The organism is Desulfosporosinus sp. (assembly GCF_014237355.1).
In the GTDB taxonomy this organism is placed as follows: Bacteria; Bacillota; Desulfitobacteriia; order Desulfitobacteriales; family Desulfitobacteriaceae; genus Desulfosporosinus.
The window spans coordinates 17,221-42,525 of the sequence record NZ_JABZFS010000038.1 but is presented as its reverse complement, the minus strand read 5'-3'; the positions used below and the strand labels follow the sequence as shown (position 1 = coordinate 42,525).

39 protein-coding genes are annotated in these 25,305 nt (G+C 43.6%); 37 read left to right on the top strand and 2 right to left on the bottom strand.

What is annotated here, in order from left to right; all coding sequences use genetic code 11:
• Nucleotides 1–148: 148 nt before the first annotated feature.
• The gene (locus HGJ98_RS07365) at nt 149–1,249 is read right to left on the bottom strand and encodes a site-specific integrase (RefSeq protein WP_291350410.1); all 1,101 of its coding nucleotides are present in this window, start codon (nt 1,247–1,249) and stop codon (nt 149–151) included.
• Between the two features lies 1 nt (nt 1,250).
• Nucleotides 1,251–1,892, bottom strand: a complete 642-nt coding sequence (locus HGJ98_RS07360) for a LexA family transcriptional regulator (protein WP_291350409.1) — start codon at nt 1,890–1,892, stop codon at nt 1,251–1,253.
• Between the two features lie 144 nt (nt 1,893–2,036).
• Between HGJ98_RS07360 and HGJ98_RS07355 the strand changes: the two genes are divergently transcribed.
• From HGJ98_RS07355 to HGJ98_RS07175, 37 genes are all read left to right on the top strand, one after another.
• Entirely contained in the window at nt 2,037–2,312 is a 276-nt protein-coding gene (locus tag HGJ98_RS07355; RefSeq protein WP_291350408.1) for a hypothetical protein, read from the top strand.
• Nucleotides 2,313–2,459: 147 nt separating this feature from the next.
• Nucleotides 2,460–2,648, top strand: coding sequence for a hypothetical protein (locus HGJ98_RS07350; protein WP_291350407.1), 189 nt, complete (start codon nt 2,460–2,462; stop codon nt 2,646–2,648).
• Nucleotides 2,649–3,071: 423 nt separating this feature from the next.
• Nucleotides 3,072–3,215 (top strand): hypothetical protein, encoded by a 144-nt coding sequence (locus tag HGJ98_RS07345; protein ID WP_291350406.1) that lies wholly within the window; start codon nt 3,072–3,074, stop codon nt 3,213–3,215.
• 44 nt (nt 3,216–3,259) lie between these two features.
• Nucleotides 3,260–3,505, top strand: coding sequence for a hypothetical protein (locus HGJ98_RS07340; protein ID WP_291350405.1), 246 nt, complete (start codon nt 3,260–3,262; stop codon nt 3,503–3,505).
• Nucleotides 3,499–3,798 (top strand): hypothetical protein, encoded by a 300-nt coding sequence (locus HGJ98_RS07335; protein ID WP_291350404.1) that lies wholly within the window; start codon nt 3,499–3,501, stop codon nt 3,796–3,798. Before HGJ98_RS07340 ends, HGJ98_RS07335 begins: the two co-directional genes overlap by 7 nt.
• Nucleotides 3,799–3,958: 160 nt before the next feature.
• Nucleotides 3,959–4,261 (top strand): hypothetical protein, encoded by a 303-nt coding sequence (locus tag HGJ98_RS07330; protein WP_291350403.1) that lies wholly within the window; start codon nt 3,959–3,961, stop codon nt 4,259–4,261.
• Nucleotides 4,258–4,548 carry a hypothetical protein gene (locus tag HGJ98_RS07325; RefSeq protein ID WP_291350402.1) on the top strand — a complete coding sequence of 97 codons (291 nt, stop codon included), beginning with the start codon at nt 4,258–4,260 and terminating at the stop codon, nt 4,546–4,548. Before HGJ98_RS07330 ends, HGJ98_RS07325 begins: the two co-directional genes overlap by 4 nt.
• Entirely contained in the window at nt 4,548–4,754 is a 207-nt protein-coding gene (locus HGJ98_RS07320) for a hypothetical protein (protein ID WP_291350401.1), read from the top strand. Before HGJ98_RS07325 ends, HGJ98_RS07320 begins: the two co-directional genes overlap by 1 nt.
• Before the next feature lie 15 nt (nt 4,755–4,769).
• Complete coding sequence (locus tag HGJ98_RS07315) at nt 4,770–5,042, top strand: hypothetical protein (protein ID WP_291350400.1); 273 nt, start codon at nt 4,770–4,772, stop codon at nt 5,040–5,042.
• Nucleotides 5,043–5,064: 22 nt separating this feature from the next.
• Nucleotides 5,065–5,268 (top strand): hypothetical protein, encoded by a 204-nt coding sequence (locus HGJ98_RS07310; protein ID WP_291350399.1) that lies wholly within the window; start codon nt 5,065–5,067, stop codon nt 5,266–5,268.
• Nucleotides 5,269–5,275: 7 nt separating this feature from the next.
• Entirely contained in the window at nt 5,276–5,683 is a 408-nt protein-coding gene (locus tag HGJ98_RS07305) for a hypothetical protein (RefSeq protein WP_291350398.1), read from the top strand.
• 10 nt (nt 5,684–5,693) lie between these two features.
• Complete coding sequence (locus HGJ98_RS07300; RefSeq protein ID WP_291350397.1) at nt 5,694–7,241, top strand: PcfJ domain-containing protein; 1,548 nt, start codon at nt 5,694–5,696, stop codon at nt 7,239–7,241.
• An 18-nt stretch (nt 7,242–7,259) separates the two neighbouring features.
• Nucleotides 7,260–8,333 carry a DUF3102 domain-containing protein gene (locus tag HGJ98_RS07295; protein ID WP_291350396.1) on the top strand — a complete coding sequence of 358 codons (1,074 nt, stop codon included), beginning with the start codon at nt 7,260–7,262 and terminating at the stop codon, nt 8,331–8,333.
• Nucleotides 8,334–8,348: 15 nt separating this feature from the next.
• Complete coding sequence (locus HGJ98_RS07290) at nt 8,349–9,308, top strand: DnaD domain protein (RefSeq protein WP_291350395.1); 960 nt, start codon at nt 8,349–8,351, stop codon at nt 9,306–9,308.
• A 76-nt stretch (nt 9,309–9,384) separates the two neighbouring features.
• Complete coding sequence (locus HGJ98_RS07285) at nt 9,385–9,777, top strand: single-stranded DNA-binding protein (RefSeq protein WP_291350394.1); 393 nt, start codon at nt 9,385–9,387, stop codon at nt 9,775–9,777.
• Nucleotides 9,778–9,782: 5 nt separating this feature from the next.
• Entirely contained in the window at nt 9,783–10,376 is a 594-nt protein-coding gene (locus HGJ98_RS07280; protein ID WP_291350393.1) for a Holliday junction resolvase RecU, read from the top strand.
• A gap of 45 nt (nt 10,377–10,421) precedes the next feature.
• On the top strand, nt 10,422–10,856 hold the full coding sequence (locus tag HGJ98_RS07275; RefSeq protein WP_291350392.1) for an ASCH domain-containing protein: 435 nt from the start codon (nt 10,422–10,424) through the stop codon (nt 10,854–10,856).
• A 189-nt stretch (nt 10,857–11,045) separates the two neighbouring features.
• Nucleotides 11,046–11,588: a hypothetical protein gene (locus HGJ98_RS07270; RefSeq protein WP_291350391.1), complete on the top strand. Its 543-nt coding sequence runs from the start codon at nt 11,046–11,048 to the stop codon at nt 11,586–11,588.
• Between the two features lie 253 nt (nt 11,589–11,841).
• Nucleotides 11,842–12,165, top strand: a complete 324-nt coding sequence (locus tag HGJ98_RS07265; RefSeq protein ID WP_367142697.1) for an HNH endonuclease — start codon at nt 11,842–11,844, stop codon at nt 12,163–12,165.
• Nucleotides 12,166–12,181: 16 nt separating this feature from the next.
• The gene (locus HGJ98_RS07260) at nt 12,182–12,322 is read left to right on the top strand and encodes a hypothetical protein (protein WP_291350390.1); all 141 of its coding nucleotides are present in this window, start codon (nt 12,182–12,184) and stop codon (nt 12,320–12,322) included.
• A 104-nt stretch (nt 12,323–12,426) separates the two neighbouring features.
• On the top strand, nt 12,427–12,783 hold the full coding sequence (locus HGJ98_RS07255) for a P27 family phage terminase small subunit (protein WP_291350389.1): 357 nt from the start codon (nt 12,427–12,429) through the stop codon (nt 12,781–12,783).
• Nucleotides 12,773–14,485, top strand: a complete 1,713-nt coding sequence (locus HGJ98_RS07250; protein ID WP_367142693.1) for a terminase large subunit — start codon at nt 12,773–12,775, stop codon at nt 14,483–14,485. Before HGJ98_RS07255 ends, HGJ98_RS07250 begins: the two co-directional genes overlap by 11 nt.
• Nucleotides 14,482–15,684 carry a phage portal protein gene (locus HGJ98_RS07245; protein ID WP_291350388.1) on the top strand — a complete coding sequence of 401 codons (1,203 nt, stop codon included), beginning with the start codon at nt 14,482–14,484 and terminating at the stop codon, nt 15,682–15,684. The genes HGJ98_RS07250 and HGJ98_RS07245 overlap by 4 nt, the downstream gene beginning before the upstream one ends.
• Nucleotides 15,674–16,249: an HK97 family phage prohead protease gene (locus HGJ98_RS07240; protein ID WP_367142692.1), complete on the top strand. Its 576-nt coding sequence runs from the start codon at nt 15,674–15,676 to the stop codon at nt 16,247–16,249. The genes HGJ98_RS07245 and HGJ98_RS07240 overlap by 11 nt, the downstream gene beginning before the upstream one ends.
• Nucleotides 16,240–17,922: a phage major capsid protein gene (locus tag HGJ98_RS07235; RefSeq protein ID WP_291350386.1), complete on the top strand. Its 1,683-nt coding sequence runs from the start codon at nt 16,240–16,242 to the stop codon at nt 17,920–17,922. Before HGJ98_RS07240 ends, HGJ98_RS07235 begins: the two co-directional genes overlap by 10 nt.
• A 13-nt stretch (nt 17,923–17,935) precedes the next feature.
• Nucleotides 17,936–18,226: a hypothetical protein gene (locus HGJ98_RS07230; protein ID WP_291350385.1), complete on the top strand. Its 291-nt coding sequence runs from the start codon at nt 17,936–17,938 to the stop codon at nt 18,224–18,226.
• Nucleotides 18,223–18,552, top strand: a complete 330-nt coding sequence (locus tag HGJ98_RS07225; protein WP_291350384.1) for a phage head closure protein — start codon at nt 18,223–18,225, stop codon at nt 18,550–18,552. Before HGJ98_RS07230 ends, HGJ98_RS07225 begins: the two co-directional genes overlap by 4 nt.
• Entirely contained in the window at nt 18,552–18,977 is a 426-nt protein-coding gene (locus HGJ98_RS07220) for an HK97 gp10 family phage protein (protein WP_291350383.1), read from the top strand. The genes HGJ98_RS07225 and HGJ98_RS07220 overlap by 1 nt, the downstream gene beginning before the upstream one ends.
• Complete coding sequence (locus tag HGJ98_RS07215) at nt 18,970–19,368, top strand: hypothetical protein (protein ID WP_291350382.1); 399 nt, start codon at nt 18,970–18,972, stop codon at nt 19,366–19,368. Before HGJ98_RS07220 ends, HGJ98_RS07215 begins: the two co-directional genes overlap by 8 nt.
• 5 nt (nt 19,369–19,373) lie before the next feature.
• Nucleotides 19,374–19,931 carry a hypothetical protein gene (locus HGJ98_RS07210; RefSeq protein WP_291350381.1) on the top strand — a complete coding sequence of 186 codons (558 nt, stop codon included), beginning with the start codon at nt 19,374–19,376 and terminating at the stop codon, nt 19,929–19,931.
• A 48-nt stretch (nt 19,932–19,979) separates the two neighbouring features.
• Nucleotides 19,980–20,306 (top strand): hypothetical protein, encoded by a 327-nt coding sequence (locus tag HGJ98_RS07205; RefSeq protein ID WP_291350587.1) that lies wholly within the window; start codon nt 19,980–19,982, stop codon nt 20,304–20,306.
• A gap of 23 nt (nt 20,307–20,329) precedes the next feature.
• On the top strand, nt 20,330–20,602 hold the full coding sequence (locus HGJ98_RS07200; protein WP_291350380.1) for a hypothetical protein: 273 nt from the start codon (nt 20,330–20,332) through the stop codon (nt 20,600–20,602).
• 3 nt (nt 20,603–20,605) lie between these two features.
• A complete protein-coding gene (locus HGJ98_RS07195) occupies nt 20,606–20,830 on the top strand; it encodes a hypothetical protein (RefSeq protein ID WP_291350379.1) in 225 nt (74 codons plus the stop codon).
• Between the two features lie 2 nt (nt 20,831–20,832).
• Complete coding sequence (locus HGJ98_RS07190) at nt 20,833–22,833, top strand: phage tail tape measure protein (RefSeq protein ID WP_291350378.1); 2,001 nt, start codon at nt 20,833–20,835, stop codon at nt 22,831–22,833.
• A complete protein-coding gene (locus tag HGJ98_RS07185; RefSeq protein ID WP_291350377.1) occupies nt 22,833–24,281 on the top strand; it encodes a hypothetical protein in 1,449 nt (482 codons plus the stop codon). Before HGJ98_RS07190 ends, HGJ98_RS07185 begins: the two co-directional genes overlap by 1 nt.
• Nucleotides 24,278–24,613 (top strand): hypothetical protein, encoded by a 336-nt coding sequence (locus HGJ98_RS07180; protein ID WP_291350376.1) that lies wholly within the window; start codon nt 24,278–24,280, stop codon nt 24,611–24,613. Before HGJ98_RS07185 ends, HGJ98_RS07180 begins: the two co-directional genes overlap by 4 nt.
• The gene (locus tag HGJ98_RS07175; protein WP_291350375.1) at nt 24,613–25,296 is read left to right on the top strand and encodes a hypothetical protein; all 684 of its coding nucleotides are present in this window, start codon (nt 24,613–24,615) and stop codon (nt 25,294–25,296) included. Before HGJ98_RS07180 ends, HGJ98_RS07175 begins: the two co-directional genes overlap by 1 nt.
• The last annotated feature ends 9 nt before the right edge of the window (nt 25,297–25,305 follow it).

The window sequence follows — 25,305 nt, the reverse complement described above, 5'->3', positions numbered from 1 at the left end:
TGCACCCTGCGCAATTATTAAGGAATATAGTAACCATGCTACTTTGAGACACTCCTATTGTTTGCTAATAAGTTTCCTGTTATGCAATTTGAAATTAAAATTTAAAGCATAGAAAATGAATTTTCATATTCTGTGCGTTTTTTGTGCGTTATGACCCGCTCTCAAGGGTCCTTTTTAATTTCCATTTCTTGCCCTTTTTCTGACCATCATATAGATTGCGGACGGTGTCGTCTAGTTCTTGGCGTCGATCGGCTCCGATGTGCTGGTAAGTTGCTTTAAGCGTCTGTATATCATGCCCTAGCCTTTCTGCTGCGTATTTATCCGGTATTCCCTTGGCGTACAACCAAGACGCATGGTAGTGTCTTAAATCGTGAAATCTAACGGGTGGCAATTCTTTGTGTTTATCAATTATATATTCTTTAAAATAGCTGGAGTAATAATCAGGACGAAGATCGAAGAGTCGTTCGGGTATGCTGTCCCAGCTCTTTCGATAGGCCTCAAGTAGATCCATGAGGTACGATGGGACCACAATATCCCTATATCCATTATCCGACTTTGGACCTTTGTCTACATAATCGTATTCGTCATTGATAGCCGTGTTTTCGTCCACGCGGATTGTTTTCTTTTTCCAGTCCACATCGTTAGGTTTAAGAGCAAATATCTCCCCTCTGCGTAGGCCACACCAAGCCGCTAACAAGACTATCATTTCGTCCCTGGTGCCCTTTACGGCATTATGCACCTTGAGAAATTCAAAGTCAGTCATTGGATAAGGTGTGTACTTCGCCTTAGAGGGTAAGTCTACATACTTTACGGGGTTTTTGTCTCTTAATGCTTCTCTTAGTATCTTGTTTAAAACCGAAATGTGTTTTCGCACTGTAGTAGGAGAAAGGAATCCCAGTTGCTTTGCCATAAACTTGCGAATGTGGATTTCTTCTACTTCCCTAAGCTTCATTTTCTTGAAATATGGAGCATAATGAACCCTTGAATATAGCTTATAAGTTGCATGGGTTGAAGGGGAAAGTCTCGTTTTATTAGTCTCGATCCAGTCGTTAATAAAAGCGATCACACCAATATTGCCAATGTTAGAGAAGTTCTTATCCTCGAGCTCTCTCTCGATCTCTTTGGCTGCAGCTTTACATTCCTTAAGAGTTGGTCTCGTTGCATATCGCCTGTCTTGAGTGCCGTCTTCTTTTAAACCAGCGTAGATTGTCGCCTGGTAGCCGTTTTTGACCTTCCTAAAACTCGCCATATTATCGTACCTCCGATTTAAACAATATCGCCTTTCCTAAAATCGTTACATTATCCTTCTTGCCATAAACCTGTTCAGGGTAGTTAGGGTTTTCGGATCTAAGGATAATCGATCCGTTAATCCGATACACTCTTTTCAATGTAGCATCTAGACCATCTATCAAAACTGCAGCAATTTCTCCAGTTTCAACATCTGATTGCTGTCTGATATACACTAAATCACCGTCAAGGATACGAGCCCCTATCATAGAGTCACCTTGCACCTTAAGGCAAAAGTCAGCCTTGATGCTTTCCGGGACGTATTCATAGTCGATTAGATCCTCTTGAGCCAAGATAGGTATACCGGCTGCTATTTTGCCTAGTACCGGTAATCTTCTGACGCTCTGATTTGCTTTCTCTCGGATCATATATTTGTCTACGTTTTCGTAGCCCATAAGCCATGCTGGGTTGAGGTCGAACTTATCACTAATGTTTCCAATTAAGTCAGACGGCATTGATTTGATGTCCCCAGACTCATATCGATTGTAAGTTGTCTTATTCGCGCCAAAGCTTTCGGCAAAGTCCTTTTGACTTAGCCCTGTTGACTCCCGGATCTCCCTGAGACGCGCAGCTGAGCGTTCTAATATTTCTTTTATCTTATCCACTTTGACAATCAACCTCCACGGCATGATTATATTATAGAATTGCGTGATTAGCAATTCTAATTTAGTTTTTACCGCATATAATTGTAAATTATACATTGACGAGACTTGTCTATGGGTATATAATAACCACATCGGTTGCATATTATGCAATCCAATAATAAAGCGGTGGTGAATAAATTGAGTGATAAGCATTTTTTAAAATTACGTGGAGCCGTTGCCGCGAAAGGTGAAACATTAACATCGTTGGCTGAAGAACTTTCTATTACCAATCAGGCTCTTGGCAATAAGCTTGCAAATAGGTCACCCTTTACTCTCTGGGAGATGCTAAAGGCTTGTAATTTCCTTGATGCGCCGATTGATATTTTTTTTGATCCAAAGTTGCATAATCTGCAATTTATGAATCGAGACAGGAGTGCATAAATTGTGATACGTGCAACGGGAGGTGGCCATGGAAACACGTAAATGTCCCAGATGTGGCAAGCCGGCCTATTCGTCGGTTTTTAATGAGGACTGGGAGTGCCCATATTGCCGGGAGGTGATCCAAGTAATTAAGAGGGAGGTGGTAACTTGCTCAGGAAAATCATCGAAACAAAAACAGGTCCATTGACAGCCGCTCAATTCGCGGAGGTCATGGACCTTGCGACTACGGACATACAAATCAACCGACTTAACTTCGGCAAGCGGACAAGTCTAAGTGAAGCGGTTGAGATAGCGGCCGGATGTTTTATTGCCATGAGTAGAGGAGCTGTTGCTTAAACATCTAGAAGGGGAGGTGATGCCATGTCGTACGAGATCATCCAGAAGCGCGGCTATGTAGAGCTCTGGATTGATGGTAAATTTGCCGGAAGCTTTGACTCAGAAGAGGAGGCAAAGGCAGAAGTCAATGCAGCGTAAGAAAGAAAGGTGAAAATTATTGGATGTCAAGGTAATTAATATGGCTAAAGAAGGAAAGCTCATGCCCTGCGCTCCGGACGTTTGCCAAGAGTGCGCTGTGAAGCACGAACCAGATATGCCGCACAATGCGCAAAGCCTATATTACCAGTACAAGTTTTATCAGCAGCATGGGCGGTTACCAACTTGGGAGGACGCGCTAGCACATTGTAAGCCTGAGGTGCAAGCCTGGTGGAAGAAAGAGCTCAGGGAACTGGGAGTAAAAACATTAGAAAGGTGGTATAGGAATTGGAAGCTATAGACATATTCAAGAAGCTTAGAGATGTTTCTAATGAGATGGTGGAAGCCCTTGAAGTGGAAGACTCCCAAAAAACTGAAGTTGCTATGGGCAAATTCTTAGTATTGATGATGCAACTAGAAGCGCTGAAGTAGGAGGTTATCTATGGTTAAACAAGCGCTGAAGTAGGAGGTTATCTATGGTTAAACAAGCGATCAAGACTTGTATATGCGGACAAGCCGTGGACTTTCCGGAAGGGGAAGTCAAATATATTTGCCGATGTGGAGCGGTTTGGGAGTTAGGGGAAGAAGGCTATTGGTTTACTGAAATGGCCCTTGCCCCAAAAGCCACAAAGCCAGTGGACATTTTGCCACGATCAGAGAAGTACGCCGCTTACCCTAAATCTAAGCCTAAGAGCAAGCGAAAGAAGGGGAGACGATGCTAGGGAGAATCAAAAAGGCTATCCGAAAACAGTTCCTCAAGGTTGATTGGATCAAGGCTGAAGTTGAGGCATATCAGAATCTCCAGCGAGAGAAGCGTTACCACCAAGAATGGGCGCAGCGTTTGCACAGTGGAAACACGGTCCGGGAACTAGATCCTCAAGAATCACACAAAACAAGAGCAACGGTTACTGATGATGAGGTAATTGTTGAGTATATGGACGGTCGGATGATTGGGCAAAGGCCAGTTACACCGACAATTATAAGGCCGTTTGGCATGGGGAGGCGAGAGCGCTGAAGAACGGAAAGAAACCAACGAGAAGGCAAAGAGAGATACTGAAATCTCTAAGACTTAATCCGTTAAACTGGCTGGTCGTGAAGGATTGCCCTCAGTGCTTTGAGGTTGTGCACCGTGTATCTAGGAAGGTTAGGAAATTACGAAGGGAGTGTTGAGCGGCTTGGACCGTAAAGCCTGGTTCATTGACTTCGCCAAAATTGCCGGGAGGCGAAACCTACAAGCTTACGCGATTGGAATTATCCGAAGCATTATATGCAATTCGGATATCTCAACTCAATTAGATGAGATTCGTAATGTCATTGAGTCTATGTGTGCAGCTCTTAACGATGAATCATTACCCTGGGATGTTATGGAAAATAAAAAAGCTTCCGCGCCAACGGAAGCCAAAGGAAAAACATATCACCTAGATTGTACCATAACTATCGCTGGAGTTGAAACATTAATGGAATGTGGAATGAAATGAAAAGGGTTGTGGTCCTTATGGCTGGAGTAGAATCCTATGAAGTTAAACTTAACTACTACGCCATGGCCGTGGCCATCCTTACCGATTGTTCCATCGAAACTGCTTTTGAGAAATTGCAGAGTGATCATCCTGATATGGTGAGGCCTCAGATTAGCGAAGAGGATTATCAAGATATCTCACGCTTCAAGGAAAGCGGTCTTTATTGGACCGAGATAGCGAGCTTCTACAATATACCATGGTACAACCTTTATAAAAGGGTGCGGGATCGGAAAGGGAAGGTGGGCTAATGGCGGTTATAATTGCCGGCACTGTCGAATGTGCTTATTGCGGAAAAGAAAGATCACCAAAGGATATGAAAATTGGCCACGTGTTCATTTTGAAAAGGAAATGGAGCGAGAGAAAGCAGAAGGAAGTTTCCTATGCTTTCAAGCAAAAGGATTGGTATTGCAAGGATGGCTGTCATCCTGATGATAGACACGGTAGTGAGACTTAAGAGAGAAGGAGAGCTATGGGGAATAAGAAGCAATATGGAGACTCTGATTCCTACGAGCGGAAACTCGAACGAGTCATGGAACGGATCGGAGTCAAGGAGTTTATTTACAACTTTGATCGATTTGGCTGTTGGGTCGAATTCCGCTACCAGAATGAGCTTTACCGATTCGAGCACAGCATAGAGAAGGCAAAGTCTAAAGGAATTAATCTTCGATATGGTTCAGATGCATTTGCACAAGTCGTATTAGCTCTAGAGGATCTTGCCCGAATGGTCGAACGGGGGATCTGAACTGGGTACCTGGGTAGCAGGGATGAAGTTTCTCCCGCCTCCAGTAGAGATCCCGAACTTTATTAGATTTTTAGGTTTCGAGCAAATACCTAACGGCCAGGAGGACATTAAGGAGCGGTTTCGACAGTTAGCCAAAACGATGCATCCGGACGTAGGCGGGACGGAAGAAGACTTCATCAAGCTTAAGGATGCCTCAGAAAAGGCAATGAAATATTTTGAGAGGTGAGATAACGTTGCACGCAAAAGCAATTGAAAAGATACGGTCTGAAATGACTCAAAATACAGCTAACTCCTACATTCAAGTGGTCGGTGGATTTCTGCTGCAGCATTTAGAATTACATCCCCAGGGTGCGGAGAAGATTCTGGCCATAGACAAAACCATTGCTAAAAGCCTTGAGGAAATGCGAAAGGAGGCCTCTAAAAAGAAGGTCGGTAATTGCGCTGTGCTCACCGATCAGGAAGGGTTTACTGTTGTCCTTAAATATTATGGGATTGAAGCGGCCGCTCCAGGTCCCGCCTCAAATATTCCTCCACAAAGCATTCCAAAGGAAGCGGCCGTAAATCCAACCGCTCCATCTGCACCAACAGCCACAAAGCCTGTCGATGACTTTGATATCAAGCTTGAGGACTTGCTGTCATAGGAGGTATTTGATGTTTACTGAATATATGGACCATTTTCCAGAAGGGTTAAGCCCTGACATCTTACGATATGCCACGGATGACGTATTCCGTCATAGTCGGTATATCTTTACCAGGCGTCAAGGGAAGCAACAATATGGCTATTGCACCCATTGTAAGCAAGAATTTAAAACAAATGGTTACTCCCATAATTCAACAAAAACATGCCCGGAATGCAATAGCGCATGTACCGTCAAAGCAAGCGGTCTTCGTCGCAAGAAATTGATTGATGAGGCATATTTCGTCTACTACGAAAAATCTCCTAAAGATCCGGGGATTATTATTGCCAGAGGAATCTATGCCGTTCGTGATTATTCAGATAACTATCACTTTGTCCAAACGATCTGCGTAGAACGAACCAGGTATATCTTCACCATGGGTAAGAGCTTGATGTTTGAGCGGTACGGCTATTATTCAAAGGCCAAAACAATGCAGCACGGGACGTTTGATTTACGGAAATCCGTTCATTCCATATATAGTCAATACAACGCTGATAACATGAGATTTATTGCCACTAAATATTCCCAGGAAAGCATCAGGGAAGCGGTAAAGGATACGCCCTTTGGCTGGAGCGGATGGGAGTCATATCACCATCAGGATATGGTCAAATTCTTTGATCTTTACTCAAAGTATCCAAGCATTGAGTATCTTACTAAGTTGGGATTTGAGGACATTGTTAAAGCAAAGCTGGCTGGCGAAATGACCTACAGCACCATCAACTGGCGAGGTAAGACCTTATTCAAAGTATTAAGGCTTTCGAAAAAAGAGTTCAATGAAATTAAGGCATCTAAGGTTTCACTTGACCCACTATTTTTAAAGATAATGCAATTATCGCGGAAGGACGGATCGAATCTATCTCCTACCGAGATAGGGGCTCTACGAAAACAACCATTTCACCTTAACGACTTACTAATCACATTGAAACATACTTCCTTGAGGAAATCCTTTAATTACCTTACAGGACAACTTGAAAAAAACAGCAAGCACTTTGCCAACTTTTACAATGCCTTAACTACATGGCGAGATTATATTGCGGATTGTATCACGCTCGAAATGAACCTCAAAGATGAAATGGTGCTTTTCCCGAGGAATCTGTATACGGCCCATCAGAACACCATAAAACAAATTAAGCTTAATGAGGATAAGGCTCTAAACGTAAAAATTAAGTTAAGGACAAATTACCTAAAAACCTATTACTTTGAGCACTTAGGCTTATTCATTCGAGCTGCTGAAAGCACTGGGGAGCTCATCAATGAAGGCAGCGCTCTACATCATTGTGTCGGTGGTTATGCCGCTCGATATGCGAAGGGTGAGACTGATATCCTATTTATTCGCAAAGTATCTGAGCCGGACAAGCCCTATTTTACGGTTGAAATCAAAAGCAAAACGATCTGGCAAGTAAGAGGAAGGAACAATTGCTCATATCCGCCAGGTGGCGACGTCGATCAATTCATCAAGGCATTTACCAATAAGAAACTCACTCCTAAAAAAGAAAAAGCACGTGTCCTGGTACCAGCATAAACGTAAGGAGGAACGCACATGAACGAGATCGCTATGGTGGACAAGAATCTATCCGTGGATCGAACGCCGGATATGATTGCCATTGAGATTAACAGCATCAAAGAACAAACTCGCAAGATAGTTCTGTTTAACAGTATTGAGATAGGCCGCCGGCTAGCTGAGGCAAAACTCATGCTTCCTCATGGGGAGTGGGGAGATTGGCTCAGTAAATCAGTTGATTATTCTCAGCGTACTGCCAGCAATTTAATAAGGATCTTTGAGGAATACGGATCAAGCCAGATGGTTCTATTCTGTGATAATGCAAAATCGCACGCGCTTGCCAATTTGAGTTATACCCAAGCCGTTGCGCTCCTGGGGATTCCTCAGGATGAGAGAGCGGCATTTATCCATGACCATGATATTGACAATATGTCCACCAGGGAGCTGCAGCAAGCCATCAAAGAAAAGCAAGAGCTTGAGGCCAAAGTCATGGAGCTTGAGGTCGCATGGGCTAAAGATAAAACCGTTGCCGTTAATTCCAAACGCATAGCCGATGAAAAGGCAGAAGAAGCGCAGAAATTACTCGAAGAGAAGCAGAACATTGAGTCAGATTTGCGTGTTACCGATAAAGTCCTTCGAGATACCCAGGCCGATGTTAAAAGGCTTCAGGATGCCCTTGAGGAGGAGCGGCAGCAATCGAAAGCTGAAGCTGAGCGGCTAGCTGGACTATTGAGTGAGGCTAAAGCCAATGGTGCTTCTGATGAAAAGGTAACGCAACTACAGAAAGAGCTTGAAGAGGCCCGAAAGCTGGTTGATACACTTACTCAGGAGCTAGATAAGCCGATTGAAGTTACAGCTGCACCGGTAGTCGAGAGAGTACCGGAAGAGATCGAGCGAGAACTCGCCGAACTTAGAGAGCGAAATAAGGAACTCGAGGCCAAGGGATCTCAGCCGATCAGTACAGCGACTATTAGATTCAAACTACATTTTGACTCGTTAGTAAAAGGATTTGGGGAACTGCTCCGTGTATTGGAAGAAATCGAAGATGGTGATCGCGATAAGTACAGGAGCGCAGTCAAGGCGCTAATCGGAAAGATGTCAGAGAAATTGTGATGAGGAGGGTCAATGGTGGCACGTTCGAGAAATATCAAGCCCAGCTTTTTTGAGAATGAGTATTTGGCAGAACTTAACCCATTGGCCCGTTTGCTCTTTATTGGGCTATGGGGCCATGCAGACAAGGAAGGACGTTTGGAGGATCGACCTAAAAAACTCAAAGCGGTTATTCTTCCATACGATGAATGCAACATAGATGAGTATTTACAAAGCCTTCACGATTCAGGCTTTATTGTTAGATACTCTATCGACGAAACAAATTACATCCAAGTCGTTAATTTCGCCAAACATCAAAAACCACATCCCAAAGAAGCTGCTAGCCAAATACCGCCACCGCCCGTTGATGACATAGTCGTGGAAAGTTACGGAAATTACACGGCTAGCAATGGAAATACCGAAACGAGCAAGCCTTTTCCTTCTATTCCTTCTTTGTCTTCTTTTCCTTCTATTCCTTCTTTGTCTTCCTCATCATCGGGCCAGGAAAAGACGGACAACGACAACGAATCGAATAGGGGAATTGAAAATGTGAACGAATTCAAGGAAAACGCGAACGACACCGCTCAAATCGTGGACGAACCGAGTGAAGACGAAACCAAAACAGGGAACGCGAGCATCATGTCCATTGGCACACGAGCGGTTGATTGGGCAGAGAAACACTGGGGGAGACTGATTCCTCCCGGAGATGCAGAGACCATTATTTCGTGGTCCGATGAGTTTCTTTCGCGTGGCAGTCCTGATCCGGATGCCGTGGTTATCGAGGCATTGAAGTATTGCCTTGATGCAAACGCTAGGAATATGCATTACTTACGAGCGGTACTTACTGACTGGCGCGAAGCCGGTGTCCTGACTGTTGATCATGTTTTAGGCCGAGAAGCTGAGCGCAAAAACCAAAAAGCACACAATCGGAATAAGGACCCGGGAGATAAGCCTCCGGAACCACCAAAGCCGGGGAAGTACGAGGCATTTTATCTTTGAGGAGGACGAGCCTAATGAAAATTGACAAGGATAAAGCCACTGGGTTTAAAGACATCGGAGGGAAGAAGGATAAAGCATGCTAAACAGAGTCGTGTTAATCGGACGCCTTACGAAGGATCCAGAGTTACGTTATACACCAAACGGCGTAGCGGTCTGCAATTTCACGTTAGCGGTCGACCGTAATTATAAAAATGCACAAGGGGAAAGAGAGACTGACTTTATCAATTGCGTAGTCTATCGGCAGCTAGCCGAACTTAGTGCAAACTATCTTGCTAAAGGGAAACTTGCAGCGGTCGACGGAAGAATTCAAGTCCGCTCATATACCGCTCAAGACGATCAGAAACGCTGGGTTACAGAGGTAATTGCAGAAAATGTCCGTTTCTTAAGCCCTAAGGACAGTGGGAGCACTGGTGGAGCAAGTTCATTCGGGCATGAAGTTAATATTGCTGACGACGATATCCCATTCTGACGGAGGTGAGTCGAGTGAATAAAGACCATCGCAAGAACGCCGAAGGATACAATGATCCTACTGCTTTTGAGGCCATGAAACGAGTGAAGGATCCACGCCGCCAGCTCCAAGGGAAGAGGTCAAAGGTTGTAGGCGAATACTTCGAAAATCTTATTTCTTCAGCATGCGACTACTATCGCGTTCAAAGCATTGCTCACATAGAAAAGACTCCGGAGCCAATGAAGCCCCTAAAGCCAGTACCGAGACAGCCGGGGCGCTTTATTGCTTGCTTTGAAAAAGCTGCTCAACCAGATTATAAAGGCACCATCCGAGGTGGGCAGGCAATTGTCTTTGAGGCTAAACACACGGATAATGATCGCATTGAGCGGGGCCGGCTAACCCAGGAGCAGCTTGACGGACTTGAAAAGCACTATCAGCTAGGAGCGTTGACCTTTGTAGTGGTATCCTTCGCGTTCCAGGACTTCTTCCGGGTACCGTGGACTGCATGGCGTGACATGAAAAAGATATACGGCCGCAAATACGTTAAGGCTGAAGAACTCGAAAGCTATCGAGTAAAGGCGACTAGTCAAATGATACTGCTCCTGAGCGGGATAACCTAAATTCGCAAGCGCTTGCCAATTTGAATTTTAGGAGGAAATGAACGGATGAGAGCTCTAACAATATGGCAGCCCTTTGCAACATTACTGGCAGAAAGACACAAGAAGATCGAGACACGGAGTTGGGCAACTAATGTCCGGGGAGCGGTTGCAATACACTCTGCGAAGAAACCATTCAAAGAGGTAAAAAGTTTAATAAATCCGAGATCCATAACGGTTATCAGCAATTTGTTATTTCCATATTCCCTAGAGAGGCTCCCAACCGGTCACGTGCTGGCAGTAGGAAACCTGGTTGATTGTAAGCGCATCGATGAGGCGTTCCTTGAAACGCTAAGTCCTACAGAGATACATTTGGGTGACTACACTAAAGGACGGTATGCATGGATATTTGAGGACGTAAAGCATTTTAAAACTCCTATTCAGGCTAAAGGCTCACAAGGATTTTGGGACTGGGTAGTACCTGACGGAATTGAAATAGCATAATGGATTTCTGCAGAGAGCGTGAAGTTAAGCGGACGAAGAAACCTTATAATTGCCGAATTGGAGCGGTTGAGGCTTAAGCGGTTCGCAGATGCCAGAATTAAAGAAAGGCTTGATGAACTCGAAGAAATGTGGTGCAAATGGAAAGAGTTCCGAATAAAGGTTTAACAATTGGGTGGGGGTGGAACATCAATGAGCGGTAAAAAGAATGGTACTGTTAATGTTCACGAAATAGCCAAAGCAGCCGCCATTGAAGCACTTAAACTCCAGAAAAAAGATGAACTAGAAAGGATATGGAAAAGTAGATTCCATAATACCGAATTACTACTCAAAAACTATCTTAGTCTAATCGAGCACTTTGAGTTATCGCAAGATAAAGCATCAGAAGAAGACTTGGTGGCTTTCGACTTCGATGGAGACGATGCAGATGATATCATCATTCGATCTATTAGGCGAAGTAGAATACGGACATTAGTTATGGTTTTTCACATTGAAGCCTGCTTAGGTAGACTTCGGACAAAGATGGCTGATAAAGGGCAGTTAGAAAAGTATGTTGTCATCGAAAAACTCTATCTTGATCCGGTTAAGAGTGTTATACCTTTGACGGAAAGAAAGCAGATAATAGCTGCTGAAGTTCATTGCGGAGATACTTCTGTATGGAAGTGGCGGAACGAAATGATTAACGAACTTAGTGTTTTGTTATTTGGTGTAGATGGATTGAGGCTAGATATTTAGCGCGAATAAATCGCGAATTTACAGCAAAAATATGCCGTGTTATACTTGTACCATCGAATTTTATTTAAGAAAGAAAGCCGTCCAGCGTGGGCGGCTTTTTGCATTCCCTTAAGGCGGTGAAAAGTAGTGCCTAAGAGAACAAGAATTGAGCCAGCTCTTTTCCAATGCCCGATCTGTAAAAAGAAGTTCTTTTCTTATCAGGACAGAATGTGGTGCCCAGAATGTACAAAGGGAGAAGAGGTCGAGGTCCAAAATGAACTTTTACAAAACAACAAAGTGGATACACAAGCGCGAAAAGATACTAAGGCGCGATGAATATATGTGTCGAGAGTGTAAGAGGTATGGCAAGACGACAGCGGCAACGACAGTGCATCACATTATCCCACTTGCCTGGTGCCTGAGCTACAGGATCTCCCTGGCTCTGATGAGTATTAACTTAATTAGCTTTTGCGATTCATGTCACGATAAGATGCACGATAGGTTGAGTAGGAAGCTAACGAACATTGGGCTGACTTGGGTTAAGAGGATGGGCGAGACTGGATTGAAGTGGATCGAGAAGTATGCAGGGGAATGGTAGAAGGGAGGACAAGAGAGTGGATGAGATCAATGGAATAATTCGTGATCAAATCAAGTTGTTAGCAAAGATTTCTAATAACGAAAACACTACAACGAGCGAAGTCATTGAATGTTCAGCTGTAATGGGAGATCTTTACAGATCACTGAACCAAGGGTAGCCCCCCACCTTCGACTTTTAGAAAAATAATCTCCAGGGACCGGAGGGGGGAGGTCTTTCCAATAGAGCGACCTTCAAAAAGTTTTTTTCGAGGGGGTGAGAGAGTTGGCGGCCAGGTCAAAAAAGTCAATTAAGTCAAAAACTGTAAGCTTCATGAAGAAGCTAGCTACTTATAAAAAAGAGTATGATTCAATAATTGATATCTACTCAGAGCTTGTCGAACAGTATGAAATCCTAACTGAAAGGTTCGTAACCAATGATTACAAGATTCAGGAAATGACTGCAGATGGTGGGTATAAAAAATCACCTATCGTGTCAACTCTCGAAAGCCTAAGAAAAGATATACTGGCATATTCAGATCGGTTACTCTTAAACCCTAAAGCTGAAGTGACTGATACTAAAAATAAAAAGGGCAAATCAAAACTGGCTCAAGCATTAGGTGATCTCAAACGTGAAGCATAAAAACTTTGATCTCGTGCTCGAATATGCCAACAGTATTGTTGAAGGTCGCAAAGTTGCCTGTAAGGAACAAATCCAAGGCTGTCAAAGATTTCTGAATGACTTAAAAAATCCAGACTATGATTTCAATCCCAAAGACGCAGAGTTTGTCATAGGAATAATTGAAAAAACTTTTGTCCATATGCAAGGTGAAAGATTAGATGGCACTCCATTACGAGGAGAGCCTTTTTTATTAGAACCATTTCACAAATTCCAAGTTTACGGCATACTTGGGTTTTATCATAAGGGTACAAAAATCAGGCGAGTCAAGGAAGTCTTTATTTATATTCCTCGTAAAAATATTAAGACTTCGTTCGCCGCTGCTTTGGCCTGGGCGCTTGGTATCCTTGAGCGGTTAAGCGGTTCAAAAGTTTATATTGTGTCGGCGGCTATGAAGCAATCTTTAGAAAGCTTTAATTTTATAAATTTTAATCTTGATCAAATGGGAGAAAAGCAAAACTTTAGAGTCATCGATAACAACCAAGAGCATAGCATCCAGGGTGATATAGGAGACGGATCTATTTTCATCCAAGCATTAGCAGCCAATCCGGATCGTCAAGACTCCTTGAACTGTAATATTGGGATAGCCGATGAAATCCATGCTTACAAATCTCCGAAACAATACAACATTATCAAGGAAGCTATGAAAGCATACACAAACAAACTCATGATCGGAATCACGACAGCCGGAGATGATATGACTTCTTTTTGTTATCAACGCTTGCAATACTGTAAAAAGATCCTTGATGGCACAGTCAAGGACGAAGCTTATTTTGTTTTTATTTGTAAAGCGGATCAAGATGAAAGCGGGGATGTAGATTACACGAACCCAATCATTCATGAAATGGCCAATCCTGCTTATGGTGTTTCGATCCGTCCGCAGGACATTATGAACGATGCGATGCAAGCTCAGAATGATCCGCAACAGAGAAAAGATTTCTTCGCAAAATCGCTCAATGTTTATACGGCGGCAATGAAAGCATATTTCAATGTCGAAGAATTCCGAGCATCAGATAAAAAGTACAACTGGACCATTGAAGAGTTGGCAAGATTTCCTATCAACTGGTATGGAGGTGGTGACTTATCTAAACTACACGACTTAACAACTTCGGCGTTACATGGAGAGTACAAGGGCGTTGATATTGCCATAACACACGCATGGTTTCCAATTGTGGCAGCACATCGCAAGGCAGAAGAAGATAATATTCCGCTATTCGGCTGGAAGGATGACGGATGGCTTGATATGTGTAACAGCCCAACCGTAAACTACAGCGATATTATTAACTGGTTTATAAAAATGAGGACCATGGGATTCAAGATCAAGCTCGTGGGCTTTGATAAAAAGTTTGGAAAAGAATTCTTTATGGGAATGAAAAAGGCTGGCTTTAAGATCGTTGACCAACCTCAGTATTTTTATAAAAAGTCAGAAGGTTTCAGGCGTATTGAAAAGGCGGCGAAGGATGGCAACTTTTATTACTTACATTCCCAGGCTTATGAGTATTGCCTTCAGAATGTTAGAGGTATTGAAAAAACCGATGACATGATGCAATACGAAAAGGTCATGCCGAATCAGAGAATTGACATCTTTGACGCTGACGTGTTCGCGACAGTACAAATGTTAGAGGACCTCGAAAAATCTACAAAGGCAGCGGGGTGGTTTGAATGAGAAAAAAGCGTGGCAACACGAATAGGGCTCCAACACCGACAACAAAGAGAAGCGACACATCTTGGCTCTGTTCAATCGATGCTTACAATATCCTGACTGCCGGACAATACACACGGCTTTCGGATTGCCCAGAGGTCAAGATGTGCGTGCATGTCTATGCTGACCTTATTAGCAGTATGACCCTTTATCTGATGCAGAATACCGACAAGGGTGATATCCGGGTAAAAAATGAGTTATCAAGAAAGCTAGACATTAACCCTAACAAGCTAATGACTAGCAAAACGTTTATTTATAACCTAGTCTGGACGTTAATGTTACCCGGGGAAGGAAACCAAGTGACTTACCCACGATACGACACCGATGGATACCTCGATAACCTTGAACCACTTAAACCATCGAGGGCAACATTCTTCGACACTCCAAATGGTTATGCAATCCGTTATGGCGATGTAACATACAGCCCCGATGAGGTCCTTCACTTTGTCATCAATCCAGATCCAGAAAGACCGTGGATTGGGACTGGATACAGAGCGGTCCTCAAGGATGTACTCAAGGGATTAAAGCAAGCCAGCACAACCAAGCAAGCACTTATGGAAAGTCCTGCACCTTCGATCATAGTTAAGGTCGATGGACTGACTGAGGAGTTTGCAAGTCTTGAGGGAAGAACAAAGCTTGCTTCTCAGTATCTTGATAGCTCAGAAAACGGTAGGCCTTGGTTTATCCCAGCTGATCTTTTTGATGTTCAACAGGTCAAGCCTTTGACGCTTAATGATTTAGCCATTGCCAAGAATATGGAGATCGATAAAAGGACGGTAGCTGGTATTTTTACCATGCCGCCTTTTTTAGTTGGAGTTGGTAACTTCAACAAGGATGAGTTTAACAACTTTATTGGCACTCAGATTATGTCAAAGGCAAAAATCATTGAGCAGGAATTGACTCGTAAGTTGCTTTACTCTCCAGATCTTTACTGGCGATTCAATCCGCGCAGCCTTTACTCTTACAGTTTGCCGGAGATTATTAATGCAGGAAGTATGATGGTGGACCGTATGGCTATGAGGAGAAATGAGTGGCGCGAGTGGATTGGGATGTCGCCAGAGGAGGACATGGAAGAACTACTTGCCCTAGAGAATTATATCCCTGCTGATAAGCTCGGCGAACAAAACAAACTAAATGGAGGAGGTGGTGATGGTGGATCGTAAAATAAGGCAAGTCAGAAGCCTGCCCACTCGATTTAGAGCGGCAGAAGACAATGGAGAAAAGTACATCGAAGGATACTTTGCTACATTCAGTGGTGTATATGAGTTATGGCCGGGCGCGACTGAAAGCGTCGATTCTCACGCTTTTGACGACGCATTGGCCGGTGATATTAGAGCACTAATTGACCATAAAACTAGACTTGTACTAGGACGCAATAAGGCTGGAACCCTTGAGCTCAAAGTAGATAGTCGTGGTTTATGGGGCCGTATAACAATCAATCAATCCGACACTGATGCAATGAATCTTTATGCAAGGGTACAACGTGGGGATGTCGATCAATGCTCTTTTGGTTTTGATATTCTTGATGAAAAGCCAGAGTATCGGGAAGACGGAACTATACACTGGACAATCATGTCAGTGGAGCTTCATGAAGTTAGTTGTGTTACATTCCCTGCATATGAGGATACCTCCATAGCGGCCAGGAAAAAAGATTTTGACCAAATCAAAACTCGCCAAATCCAAGCATGGCGAACCAAAACGAAAGAGAGGTTACAGAAATGGCATTAAGACAACTGATGCTCAATAGACGCAAAAAGGAACTAAACGCAAAGCTCGAAGAATTACGCGCTAAGGATACTGAGTTTACAACCAGATCCGAATCAATGAAAACCCGTGAGGCCGAACTCGAGGCGGCTGTCAATGAAATTACTGAGGCATCGACTGATGAGGAAAGGGCCGCGGTGGATGAGGCTGTCGCAAGCTTTGAGGCTGATCAGGAATCTCTTGCGACTGAGCAGAGTGAAAACGAAGAAGCAAAATCAAAGCTTGAAGGCGAAATTGCAGAGCTGCAAAAAGAATTAGACGAACTTGATCAAAGGTCAAAAACCCCACCGGCTGGGTCTACTGGTGAAAAACGCAAAAAAGAAAATGGAGGCGAAGTAAGAATGAGAGGTACAGGATTTTTCAGAAACATGGAGGCAGAACAACGCTCTGCATTTTTAGCCAATACTGAGGTTAAAGACTTCCTTTCCCGAGTTCGTGAGTTTAAGGGCCAACAACGAGCAGTTTCAGGGACAGACCTCTTAATCCCCGAAGTTGTACTTGATCTTTTAAGAGACAACCTACACCGTTATAGCAAATTGATCACAAAGGTTAGACTGAAGCCTGTTAATGGTAAAGCTCGTCAGAATGTTGCAGGAACCATCCCGGAAGGTATCTGGATGGAAGCGGTTGGAGCTCTTAACGAATTAGCTCTTAGCTTTAATCAGGTTGAAGTTGATGGTTACAAAGTTGGTGGATTTGTACCAATCCCAAATTCTACCCTCGAAGATAGCGACTTGAATCTCGCTAACGAAATCTTAGACGCACTTGGTCAAGCTATTGGTTACGCTATTGATAAAGCTATCCTTTTTGGCACCGGAACGAAGATGCCCATTGGCATCGCAACACGTTTAGCTCAAACGGCAAAACCAGCTAGTTGGGATGACAATGCCCCTGCCTGGACAGATCTTCACGCTTCTAACTTGCTAAAAATTGACCCGGCAGGAAAAACGGCAGAGGAGTTCTTCGCTGCATTCATGTTGCTTTTATCTGTTGCGAAACCAAACTATTCCTCCGGGGCAAAGTTCTGGGTTATGAATTCTATCACATATGCTACCTTACTTTCCAAAACTCTTAAATTTAATGCAGCAGGAGCTTTAGTTGCCTCCCTCAATCAAACCATGCCGATCATTGGTGGTGATGTCATAATCCTAGAGTTCGTAGCAGATAACGACATCATTGGTGGATTTGGGTCGCTGTACCTCCTTGCTGAACGTGCTGGTTCTCAGCTTGCCGTATCTGAACACGCTCGGTTTATCGAGGACCAAACAGTATTTAAGGGCACAGCTCGTTATGATGGTAAACCAGTATTCGGAGAAGGTTTCGTCATGGTTAACATCGCAAACTCTGCCCCAACAACCTCGGTATTGTTTGCTCAGGATGTGGCTAACACTGTGGCAACTCCTAAAGCCTTACCGATTGCCGGCGAATACTCCGGAGCTCAGGAAGTGTCTCTAACATGTGATACTGTAGGAGCAACGATTTACTACACAACTGATGGCAGCACTCCGGATGCAACAAAAACTGCATACAACGGACCTATTGATGTCACTGCTGATACTACAATCAAGGCCATCGCCATTAAGAGCGGCTTGACAAATTCTGCAGTTCTGACAGCTGCTTATACTATTACTGCGTAAGTGAGGGATTAATATGGACACCGCAACAGTACTGGCTTTAGTCAAAGAGCGTTTGGGCATAAAGACAACAGTGCGGGACACCTACTTGACGGCCATAGTTGAGGGTGTTCTGAAAGAACTAGAAGATGAGAAAGGGTTAGTCCTGGATGGGGCTAACCCTTATCATTTGATCTTTGCGGTTGACTATGTAACCTGGCGCTATCAAAGCCGCGATAGTAATACCGGGATGCCAAGGCATTTACAATATCGTTTGCATAACTTAATGATCCATGTAGGAATACCTCCCGATGAGGTGATTACATGACCAAAGATAACGAACTCACTTTAATTAGTGTAACCTATGGGGAAAACGATATCGGAGATGCTATCCAGATAGAATCAAGACTGAACGTCCTATGTGACGTCTTATCTGTTACAAGGTCTGAGCACTACCAAGCGGCGGCAAATGGACTTAAACCAAGTTTTGTCTTTGCAGTTAATAAGTTCGAGTATGATGGGCAGAAGATAGTTGAGTTTGAGGGGACTAAGTATAAGGTTGATAGAACCTATGCTCCTAGACAATCAAAGGGTATTGAAGATTTTGAAGACATTGAGCTTGTCTGCTCCGGCCTTGTAAATGGGGCGATGTGATGGGTGTTCAATTTGAGTCAAACGCTAAGGAAGTAAAGGCTGCTATAGCAAAACTTGAAAAGCAAGCACTCCGGGAAACAGCTAAGCTTCTTCGAAAAGAGATTAAGAGAACCGTACCAGTCTATGAGGGTGTGCTTAAAAAGAATGTCGGGTCATGGGTAAAGGGTAAGTCAAACGAAACGCCGGTGCTACAGATCGGAGTCTACAACAGGGCGAGGGCAAGAAAAAAAGGTTATCGTTACGCTTATCATGCTCACTTGGTGCAGTTCGGGACGGTAAAAATGCAAGGGACTGATTACCTGAGGGCGCCAGTATTCCGCAATATTGATAAGATCAAGGACATTCAATCTGACTTTATCAGGAAAATTGAGGACATCAGAAAAAATGGATTACCGGAAGTGGGGGATGAAGAGGCAGATGATTAAACTTAGAAATGTCATAACAACTTACCTCAAAACTATTCATCCTCGCGTATATTACAGACGCGCCCCTTCCACGGCAGAATTCCCCTATTTAGTATTCACTTGCCCGTTATATCCAGACGGTGAAGGTTTTGAAATTTGTGTCTTAACTATCGATGGATGGGATAAGCCGACCAATGGAGACACAACCGAACTTGAAACGCTTATGGAATTACTTAAGGGCAAGAAAGACCCGGTTACAAACCTTCCAACTGGCCTCGATAAAAAAACATTCATCAATGATGAGTTAGTAGTAACATTCTTCCTGGACAACATATTGCCAGTAGATGACGATGACGAGTCGATTGAAAGAAGGCAGCACAATTACTCGGGTAGATTAATTAGGAAAGGGTGATAAGATTGCCAGAATTAACAACGGAACAACTTGAAAATGTACAGATTGACTACGGGATAATCTTTAAAAACTTTGGTGAATTAGATGCCGCGATGCTCGGACCAACGCGAGGCGGTGGAGAATTCAAAGCCACTGCTACCGTTAGGCAAATCCCGTTCGATGGTCAAAAGGGTGACACAAAAGATATGAAAGTAGTCGAAGATATTAACGCATCATTAACGGTCATCACTCTTGACACATCTATGGCATCCTTAGCCTTGGCGATGCCGTGGGCAACCTATGACAGTGTGGCTGGGACAATTACATGCACTAGTGCAAATATCGGAGTTATTGCAAGCGAAGCATACCTTAAAAATGTCACAATGTTTTGCAAGGTTATCGGCGGGGGATACCGAAAGATCACACTGTATAACGCCATGTCTGATAAAGAGTTTGCTTTAGCTGCAAAACCTAAAGGCGAAGGTGAAGTAAGCTTGGAGATTAAGGCGCACTGGGATGCAACGGATGACACTGCAAACCTGTTTAAGGTTGAGACGGTAGCTGATTTAACTCCAGCTGCGTAATAAAAGGCGGGGAGAAATCCCTGCCCTAATATTTTAGAGGTGAAAAGCATGATATCCACAGAGCAAGCATTTGACATGCTCCCTTCGGTGGTTGATCTTTACGATAAACTAGATATTGACGGGTACCGGAAAAAGTTTGCCGAAGAAAATAAGGGTAAGGAACTGAATCAGAAAGAGTTAGGTATTCATCTTATTAAGTATGTTCTTAAAAACTCAGCCAAGGTAAAAGACGAAGTCTTTGAAATCGTCGCTGTCTTTGAGGACAAACCAGTCGAAGATATTAGAAAACAAAACTTCATAATTACCTTTAAATCATTCAAAGGAATCTTTTCCGACAAAGAAACAATGAGTTTTTTCAAAGATGCTATGCGATAGGGTATGCGAAAACATTAAATCTATTGCATAGCCATTATGGGATTGATCGATCAAGCAAGGTAAGACTTAAAGACCTCGTAAAACTACTAAATGCAGCACAGAAAAAAGAATCTGAAGACAGCCTCTGGGAAATGTGGCTTACCTTATATCCGAAAATGAACAAGGATAACTTCGAAAGCTTTGAGGATTACAAGAACCGAGCGATTAAGTCGGTCGTAAGGGCTACAGAAAAGACGTCAGAAGAGATAATATCTGAGTTGATGCCCGTAATTGCGGCGCACGAAGGGAAGAAATAAAGGATGAAGTTTCCGTCTATCAAGATTGACCTAGATATGCAACAATATTATGACGATCTAGTCATTTATAAAAAGAGCATCGAGGCACAGATCGACGCTCTGGCTAAAGAACCTTCGATATGTACTCATAAGGAAACTGAGGAAATGGATGATAGTGGAATTATTATTTGTGCAAACCACAGGTGTAGAAGAGTAATTAGCTCAAGCAAATATGATCATGTCACCTAACAATGACACAGAACAAACGCTCTTTGCTTAAGGGGCGTTTTTTATATGCCATTGAGGGGGTGAAGGCTATCGAGATATTCAAACTGTTCGGGTCCATCATGGTTAACAACGACGCAGCCAACCAAGCTATTGACGAAACAGACGGAAAAGCGCAGAAAACATCCATGACATTCGGCGAAATGCTCGGATCAGCCGCCAGAGTTGGAGCTGGAATTGCTATGGCGATGGGTGCGGCTATCGTAGCAGTCGGAGGCCTGGCGGTTAGCCTAACCGATGACTTACAAGGAGCCCTTAACAATATCCAGTCTCAAACTGGTGCTACTGACGAATCAATGGTGGAAATGAAAGACACCATGCTTGCGATTTACAACGCTAATCTCGGGGAAAACTTCGACGACATAGCGAGGGCTATATCTGAAGTTGGAAAGCAAACCGGGGCAACCGGTGACGAACTTGAAGACATGACCAAAGATGCCTTAATGTTACGCGATACATTTGAATTTGAAGTAACAGAGTCCGTTAGAACCGTCGATATGATGATGAAACAATTTGGCATATCTAGCGACGAAGCGTTCAATCTAATTGCCCAGGGTGCTCAGGCTGGGCTAGATAAAAACGGAAACCTCTTGGACTCTATCAATGAGTACAGCATTCACTTCGAGCAACTCGGATTCGACTCTGAAGAAATGTTCAACATGATGGCAAATGGAGCAAAGTCTGGAGTTTTTGACATTGACAAACTTGGAGATGCAATGAAGGAGTTTGGTATCCGGTCTAAAGATGGAAGTAAAACTTCAGCCGAAGGATTCGCTGCGCTAGGACTAAATGCAGCGGAAATGACAGCTGCTTTTGCAAAAGGTGGAGATGCATCCAAAGAAGCTTTTGACAAGACCACTAGGGCTCTTTTTGAAATGGATGACTTGGTAGCGAGAGAAGCTGCAGGGGTCGCTCTTTTTGGTACCCAGTGGGAAGACGTAGGAGCTAAGGGTATTGAGGCCTTAGTTAATACTCAAGGTGAAATAAGTAAAACTGTCGATGCTCTCGGCAAGATCAATGAAGTAAAGTACAACACTTTCGCCGAGGCAATGCGAGGTATCGGGCGCAATCTACAAACTGGAATACTTCTTCCTCTTGGCGAGAAAATCTTACCGGCATTAAATAATTTTGCTAGTTGGATTTCAGATAATATGCCAGCTATTCAGAACGAAATCAGCTATGCCATGAGCATTGTTGGTTCTGTATTTGATGCTATAGGCGCAGTTGTTTCGACCGTTATTATGCCTCAGTTTAATGCTTTTAGGAGTATGATTACTGAAAACATGCCACAAATTCAAGAGGCAATTAAGGCCATGTACGATTATGTTAAACCAAGCTTTGATAGATTGGCGGAATCAATAAAGACTAATATTCTGCCTATGATTCAAGGTTTTTGGGATCTTGTTCAAAGTGCAATGCCGACAATACGAGTGATCTTTGAAGTAGCTATGTTAGCTGTTGGTACAGCTCTGAAGATCGCTATGGATGTTATAGCGATCTTCCTCGGGGTCGTAAAGGGTATGTACGATTTTATCAAGCCACCTTTGGACTTAGTAATAGGTATATTTAACAAGGTATCAAGCGCAATCGAAAAAGCCCTTGGATGGCTCCTTGATTGGAATGGCACCCCAGCAAAAGAGAAGACTGTAAGAGTTAATTACAAAGAAACGTCTAGTGCCAAATCAGTCGGTGAAAGGTTAGGTAATAACGCTAAAGGCACCGACTTCTGGCGTGGAGGATGGACCAGGGTTAACGAAGAAGGCGGGGAGATCATGAACCTCCCTCGGGGCACGCAAATAATCCCCCATGACGTATCAATGGAGATGGCAAGAAACTCAGGGAGATTATCTTCAGCAATCGTTTTTGAGCGTGGTGCCTTTGAGGGGGCTATGATTATGGATGACTACAGCGTGGATCGCCTCATGGATCGGGTTATGGATCGCCTGGCACTCAAAGGGGTGAAGTGATGCGAACATATACCATAGCCGGCAACACAGTGACAATCCAGAAAAACTCACTAAGCTACAACGACACCCTAAACGACAGGACGACATGCTCATTTGTTGTCATTGATCCAGCGTTTGAGGTCGATATCGGCATGGAGGTTATAGTCCAGGAAGATGCAGATATCATCTTCGCAGGGACTATAGACAGCGCATTGGAAAGCGGAGACAAAACTAACTATGTTTCTTTGGCTTGTGTGGACTTCTCTCAGCTCATCGATAAGCGGATCATTGCGAACTCTTACGAGAATGAACTCGCCGGTGATATTGTCAGGGATTTCATAACAACAGTATTTGCCGAAGAGGGAATCACTGCCGGAAATGTTCAGGATGGCCCTGTAATCTCGAAAGCCGTATTTAATTATGACAGCGGTAACATCGGCATGAATTATCTGGCCGACACAACCGGTTTTAACTGGGAGATTGACAATCTTAAGCGATTGAACTTCTTTGATAGGGCAACATTCACAGCGCCGTTTGAGTTAACAAACACGAGTCACAATTACCAGGGGTTAACCGTCAAGAAATCAAGATCAGACTACCGAAATAGGCAGTATATCCGTGCTGGCACAGATACAACGGGAGAAATACCCCTCGAAAAACCAACTCCCGCGCCTGACGGAGTGTCAAAAACGTTTGTTGTTAGGTTGCCGATAGCTCAAAAGCCCAGGATATTTATTAACTCGGTAGAAGTAATTGCCTCTGATATCGGAGTTAATGGGCTTGATACCGGGAAGAAATACTATTTCACCTACGGATCTAACGCTATAACTCAAGATAACAGTGTTGCGACGCTGACAAATCAGGTCTTAGAGGTGACGTACAAAGGTCTTTATCCCTTGCTGGTTGTCGCTGATTCACCTGGGCAAATAAACTCCCGGAAGGCAATAGAAGGAGGCTCGGGGGTCCACGAGAACATTATCCAAGAGCAAAACATTGATACTCGCCAGGCAGCGCTAGAATTCGCTCAGGGTAAGCTTGAGAAGTACGGTATCATACCTAAAATCGTGACGTTTAACACGTATGAGAAGGGCCTCAAGGCTGGGCAACTCCTGCAGATTACAAATACCAAGCACAATCTGAGCGGAAAGTTTTTGATCGACTCAGTGTCGGCAAGGAATGACGGAGTTCTAACACTCTACTCGGTTAGATGCCTAGACGGTGCTAGTATTGGTGGATGGGAGCAGTTATTTAAGACGCTGCTTCAAGGAAATAAAAAGCTGGTTATCCGTGAAAATGAGGTTGTAGTTAAGCTTATTACCTTTAGTGATGAGTTTGTGAACCTAGCCATGGAAGACGAAATGACTTACTATCTCCACCAATACTGGATTTGTGGTCAATTGGAAAATGAGTTCATGTTACCTTGGCAGCCGCCGTCAGAGATTACATGCAGTGAGGAGAGGATATTATGAGCGTAACTGACGCAGCTAGAGCGCTGATATTAGCCTCTACAATAGCAACAAGCATCGACAATGTAGATGCGTTGAGTGTTAAGACGATTGCAGGCGAGTTAGTAAGGATCACTCCCCAGAATGTCGTGACGATCAGCACGACTGAACGAAAATACGAGTTTTACTTGACCGAAAACGAGGGTAATGGGGATCTGGTTGGTATGTCTCTTTACGGTAATGGGGCCACGATTACGCTCGGAGATGGAAATGAATTAGCTACTCAGACCGTAACAATTACTAAGACCAATACTCAAAGCCTACTGATTTACTGGACTGTTAGGGTGGTGGTTTAATGCCTGATTATGTAAAAACAGAGTGGATTGGCAAGGTTACGCCATTAGGCCCAACGAACCTAAATAAAATGGAGCAAGGGATATTTGACGCTATTCCAAAGGATCAGAAGGCCGCTACCAATGGTGTAGCTACATTAGATTCCAGCGCCAAACTCATCACAGCTCAATTGCCAGTGATACCAACCGCAAACCTTGGCAATGTTATGGCCGCAATGTCAATACTTGGCGAGGCGTGGGAGCTATTAGCGACTAAGGAATTTACATCAAACGGCACTTATCACACGTTTTCGGGAATATCATCTGATTACAAAAAACTTAAAATTGTTTCAAATGCGATTCGTTACGATAGTAACTCAAACTCAATCGACATATCGTTTAATGGCATAAATAGTTATTATTACAAGTATAGCCAACTCATTAATGGCAGCATGAGTAGTGTTGCCGAGACAAACAGGCTACAAGTTGGTGGCGCTCTATCTCTTGGGAACCAAGCCAACGCCCAAATTTTTATCAACAATGGGTTGACTGAAAAGCGAGTTGCAAACTGGATTGTGGGTGGAGGGCTTTATAATTGCGTAGGCGGGGGCACTTACCCATATGACAACGCTCTTATATCGTCAATTCTACTAGAGGGTGCATTTCAAACTGGATCAAAAATACAGCTTTTTGGTAGCAAGCTTTAAGCAAAGGAG

Excerpts from the sequence above, each read along its gene's own strand:
- HGJ98_RS07320 (WP_291350401.1), top strand. The coding sequence starts at position 4,548 with ATGGCGGTTATAATTGCCGGCACTGTCGAATGTGCTTATTGCGGAAAA.
- HGJ98_RS07295 (WP_291350396.1), top strand. The coding sequence starts at position 7,260 with ATGAACGAGATCGCTATGGTGGACAAGAATCTATCCGTGGATCGAACG.
- HGJ98_RS07175 (WP_291350375.1), top strand. The coding sequence starts at position 24,613 with ATGCCTGATTATGTAAAAACAGAGTGGATTGGCAAGGTTACGCCATTA.
- HGJ98_RS07265 (WP_367142697.1), top strand. The coding sequence starts at position 11,842 with ATGAACTTTTACAAAACAACAAAGTGGATACACAAGCGCGAAAAGATA.
- HGJ98_RS07335 (WP_291350404.1), top strand. The coding sequence starts at position 3,499 with ATGCTAGGGAGAATCAAAAAGGCTATCCGAAAACAGTTCCTCAAGGTT.
- HGJ98_RS07325 (WP_291350402.1), top strand. The coding sequence starts at position 4,258 with ATGAAAAGGGTTGTGGTCCTTATGGCTGGAGTAGAATCCTATGAAGTT.
- HGJ98_RS07205 (WP_291350587.1), top strand. The coding sequence starts at position 19,980 with ATGATATCCACAGAGCAAGCATTTGACATGCTCCCTTCGGTGGTTGAT.
- HGJ98_RS07195 (WP_291350379.1), top strand. The coding sequence starts at position 20,606 with ATGAAGTTTCCGTCTATCAAGATTGACCTAGATATGCAACAATATTAT.
- HGJ98_RS07340 (WP_291350405.1), top strand. The coding sequence starts at position 3,260 with ATGGTTAAACAAGCGATCAAGACTTGTATATGCGGACAAGCCGTGGAC.
- HGJ98_RS07245 (WP_291350388.1), top strand. The coding sequence starts at position 14,482 with ATGAGAAAAAAGCGTGGCAACACGAATAGGGCTCCAACACCGACAACA.
- HGJ98_RS07315 (WP_291350400.1), top strand. The coding sequence starts at position 4,770 with ATGGGGAATAAGAAGCAATATGGAGACTCTGATTCCTACGAGCGGAAA.
- HGJ98_RS07355 (WP_291350408.1), top strand. The coding sequence starts at position 2,037 with ATGCAATCCAATAATAAAGCGGTGGTGAATAAATTGAGTGATAAGCAT.
- HGJ98_RS07220 (WP_291350383.1), top strand. The coding sequence starts at position 18,552 with ATGGGTGTTCAATTTGAGTCAAACGCTAAGGAAGTAAAGGCTGCTATA.
- HGJ98_RS07365 (WP_291350410.1), bottom strand. The coding sequence starts at position 1,249 with ATGGCGAGTTTTAGGAAGGTCAAAAACGGCTACCAGGCGACAATCTAC.
- HGJ98_RS07300 (WP_291350397.1), top strand. The coding sequence starts at position 5,694 with ATGTTTACTGAATATATGGACCATTTTCCAGAAGGGTTAAGCCCTGAC.
- HGJ98_RS07310 (WP_291350399.1), top strand. The coding sequence starts at position 5,065 with ATGAAGTTTCTCCCGCCTCCAGTAGAGATCCCGAACTTTATTAGATTT.
- HGJ98_RS07215 (WP_291350382.1), top strand. The coding sequence starts at position 18,970 with ATGATTAAACTTAGAAATGTCATAACAACTTACCTCAAAACTATTCAT.
- HGJ98_RS07225 (WP_291350384.1), top strand. The coding sequence starts at position 18,223 with ATGACCAAAGATAACGAACTCACTTTAATTAGTGTAACCTATGGGGAA.
- HGJ98_RS07270 (WP_291350391.1), top strand. The coding sequence starts at position 11,046 with ATGAGCGGTAAAAAGAATGGTACTGTTAATGTTCACGAAATAGCCAAA.
- HGJ98_RS07275 (WP_291350392.1), top strand. The coding sequence starts at position 10,422 with ATGAGAGCTCTAACAATATGGCAGCCCTTTGCAACATTACTGGCAGAA.
- HGJ98_RS07285 (WP_291350394.1), top strand. The coding sequence starts at position 9,385 with ATGCTAAACAGAGTCGTGTTAATCGGACGCCTTACGAAGGATCCAGAG.
- HGJ98_RS07180 (WP_291350376.1), top strand. The coding sequence starts at position 24,278 with ATGAGCGTAACTGACGCAGCTAGAGCGCTGATATTAGCCTCTACAATA.
- HGJ98_RS07235 (WP_291350386.1), top strand. The coding sequence starts at position 16,240 with ATGGCATTAAGACAACTGATGCTCAATAGACGCAAAAAGGAACTAAAC.
- HGJ98_RS07185 (WP_291350377.1), top strand. The coding sequence starts at position 22,833 with ATGCGAACATATACCATAGCCGGCAACACAGTGACAATCCAGAAAAAC.
- HGJ98_RS07190 (WP_291350378.1), top strand. The coding sequence starts at position 20,833 with ATGACACAGAACAAACGCTCTTTGCTTAAGGGGCGTTTTTTATATGCC.
- HGJ98_RS07230 (WP_291350385.1), top strand. The coding sequence starts at position 17,936 with ATGGACACCGCAACAGTACTGGCTTTAGTCAAAGAGCGTTTGGGCATA.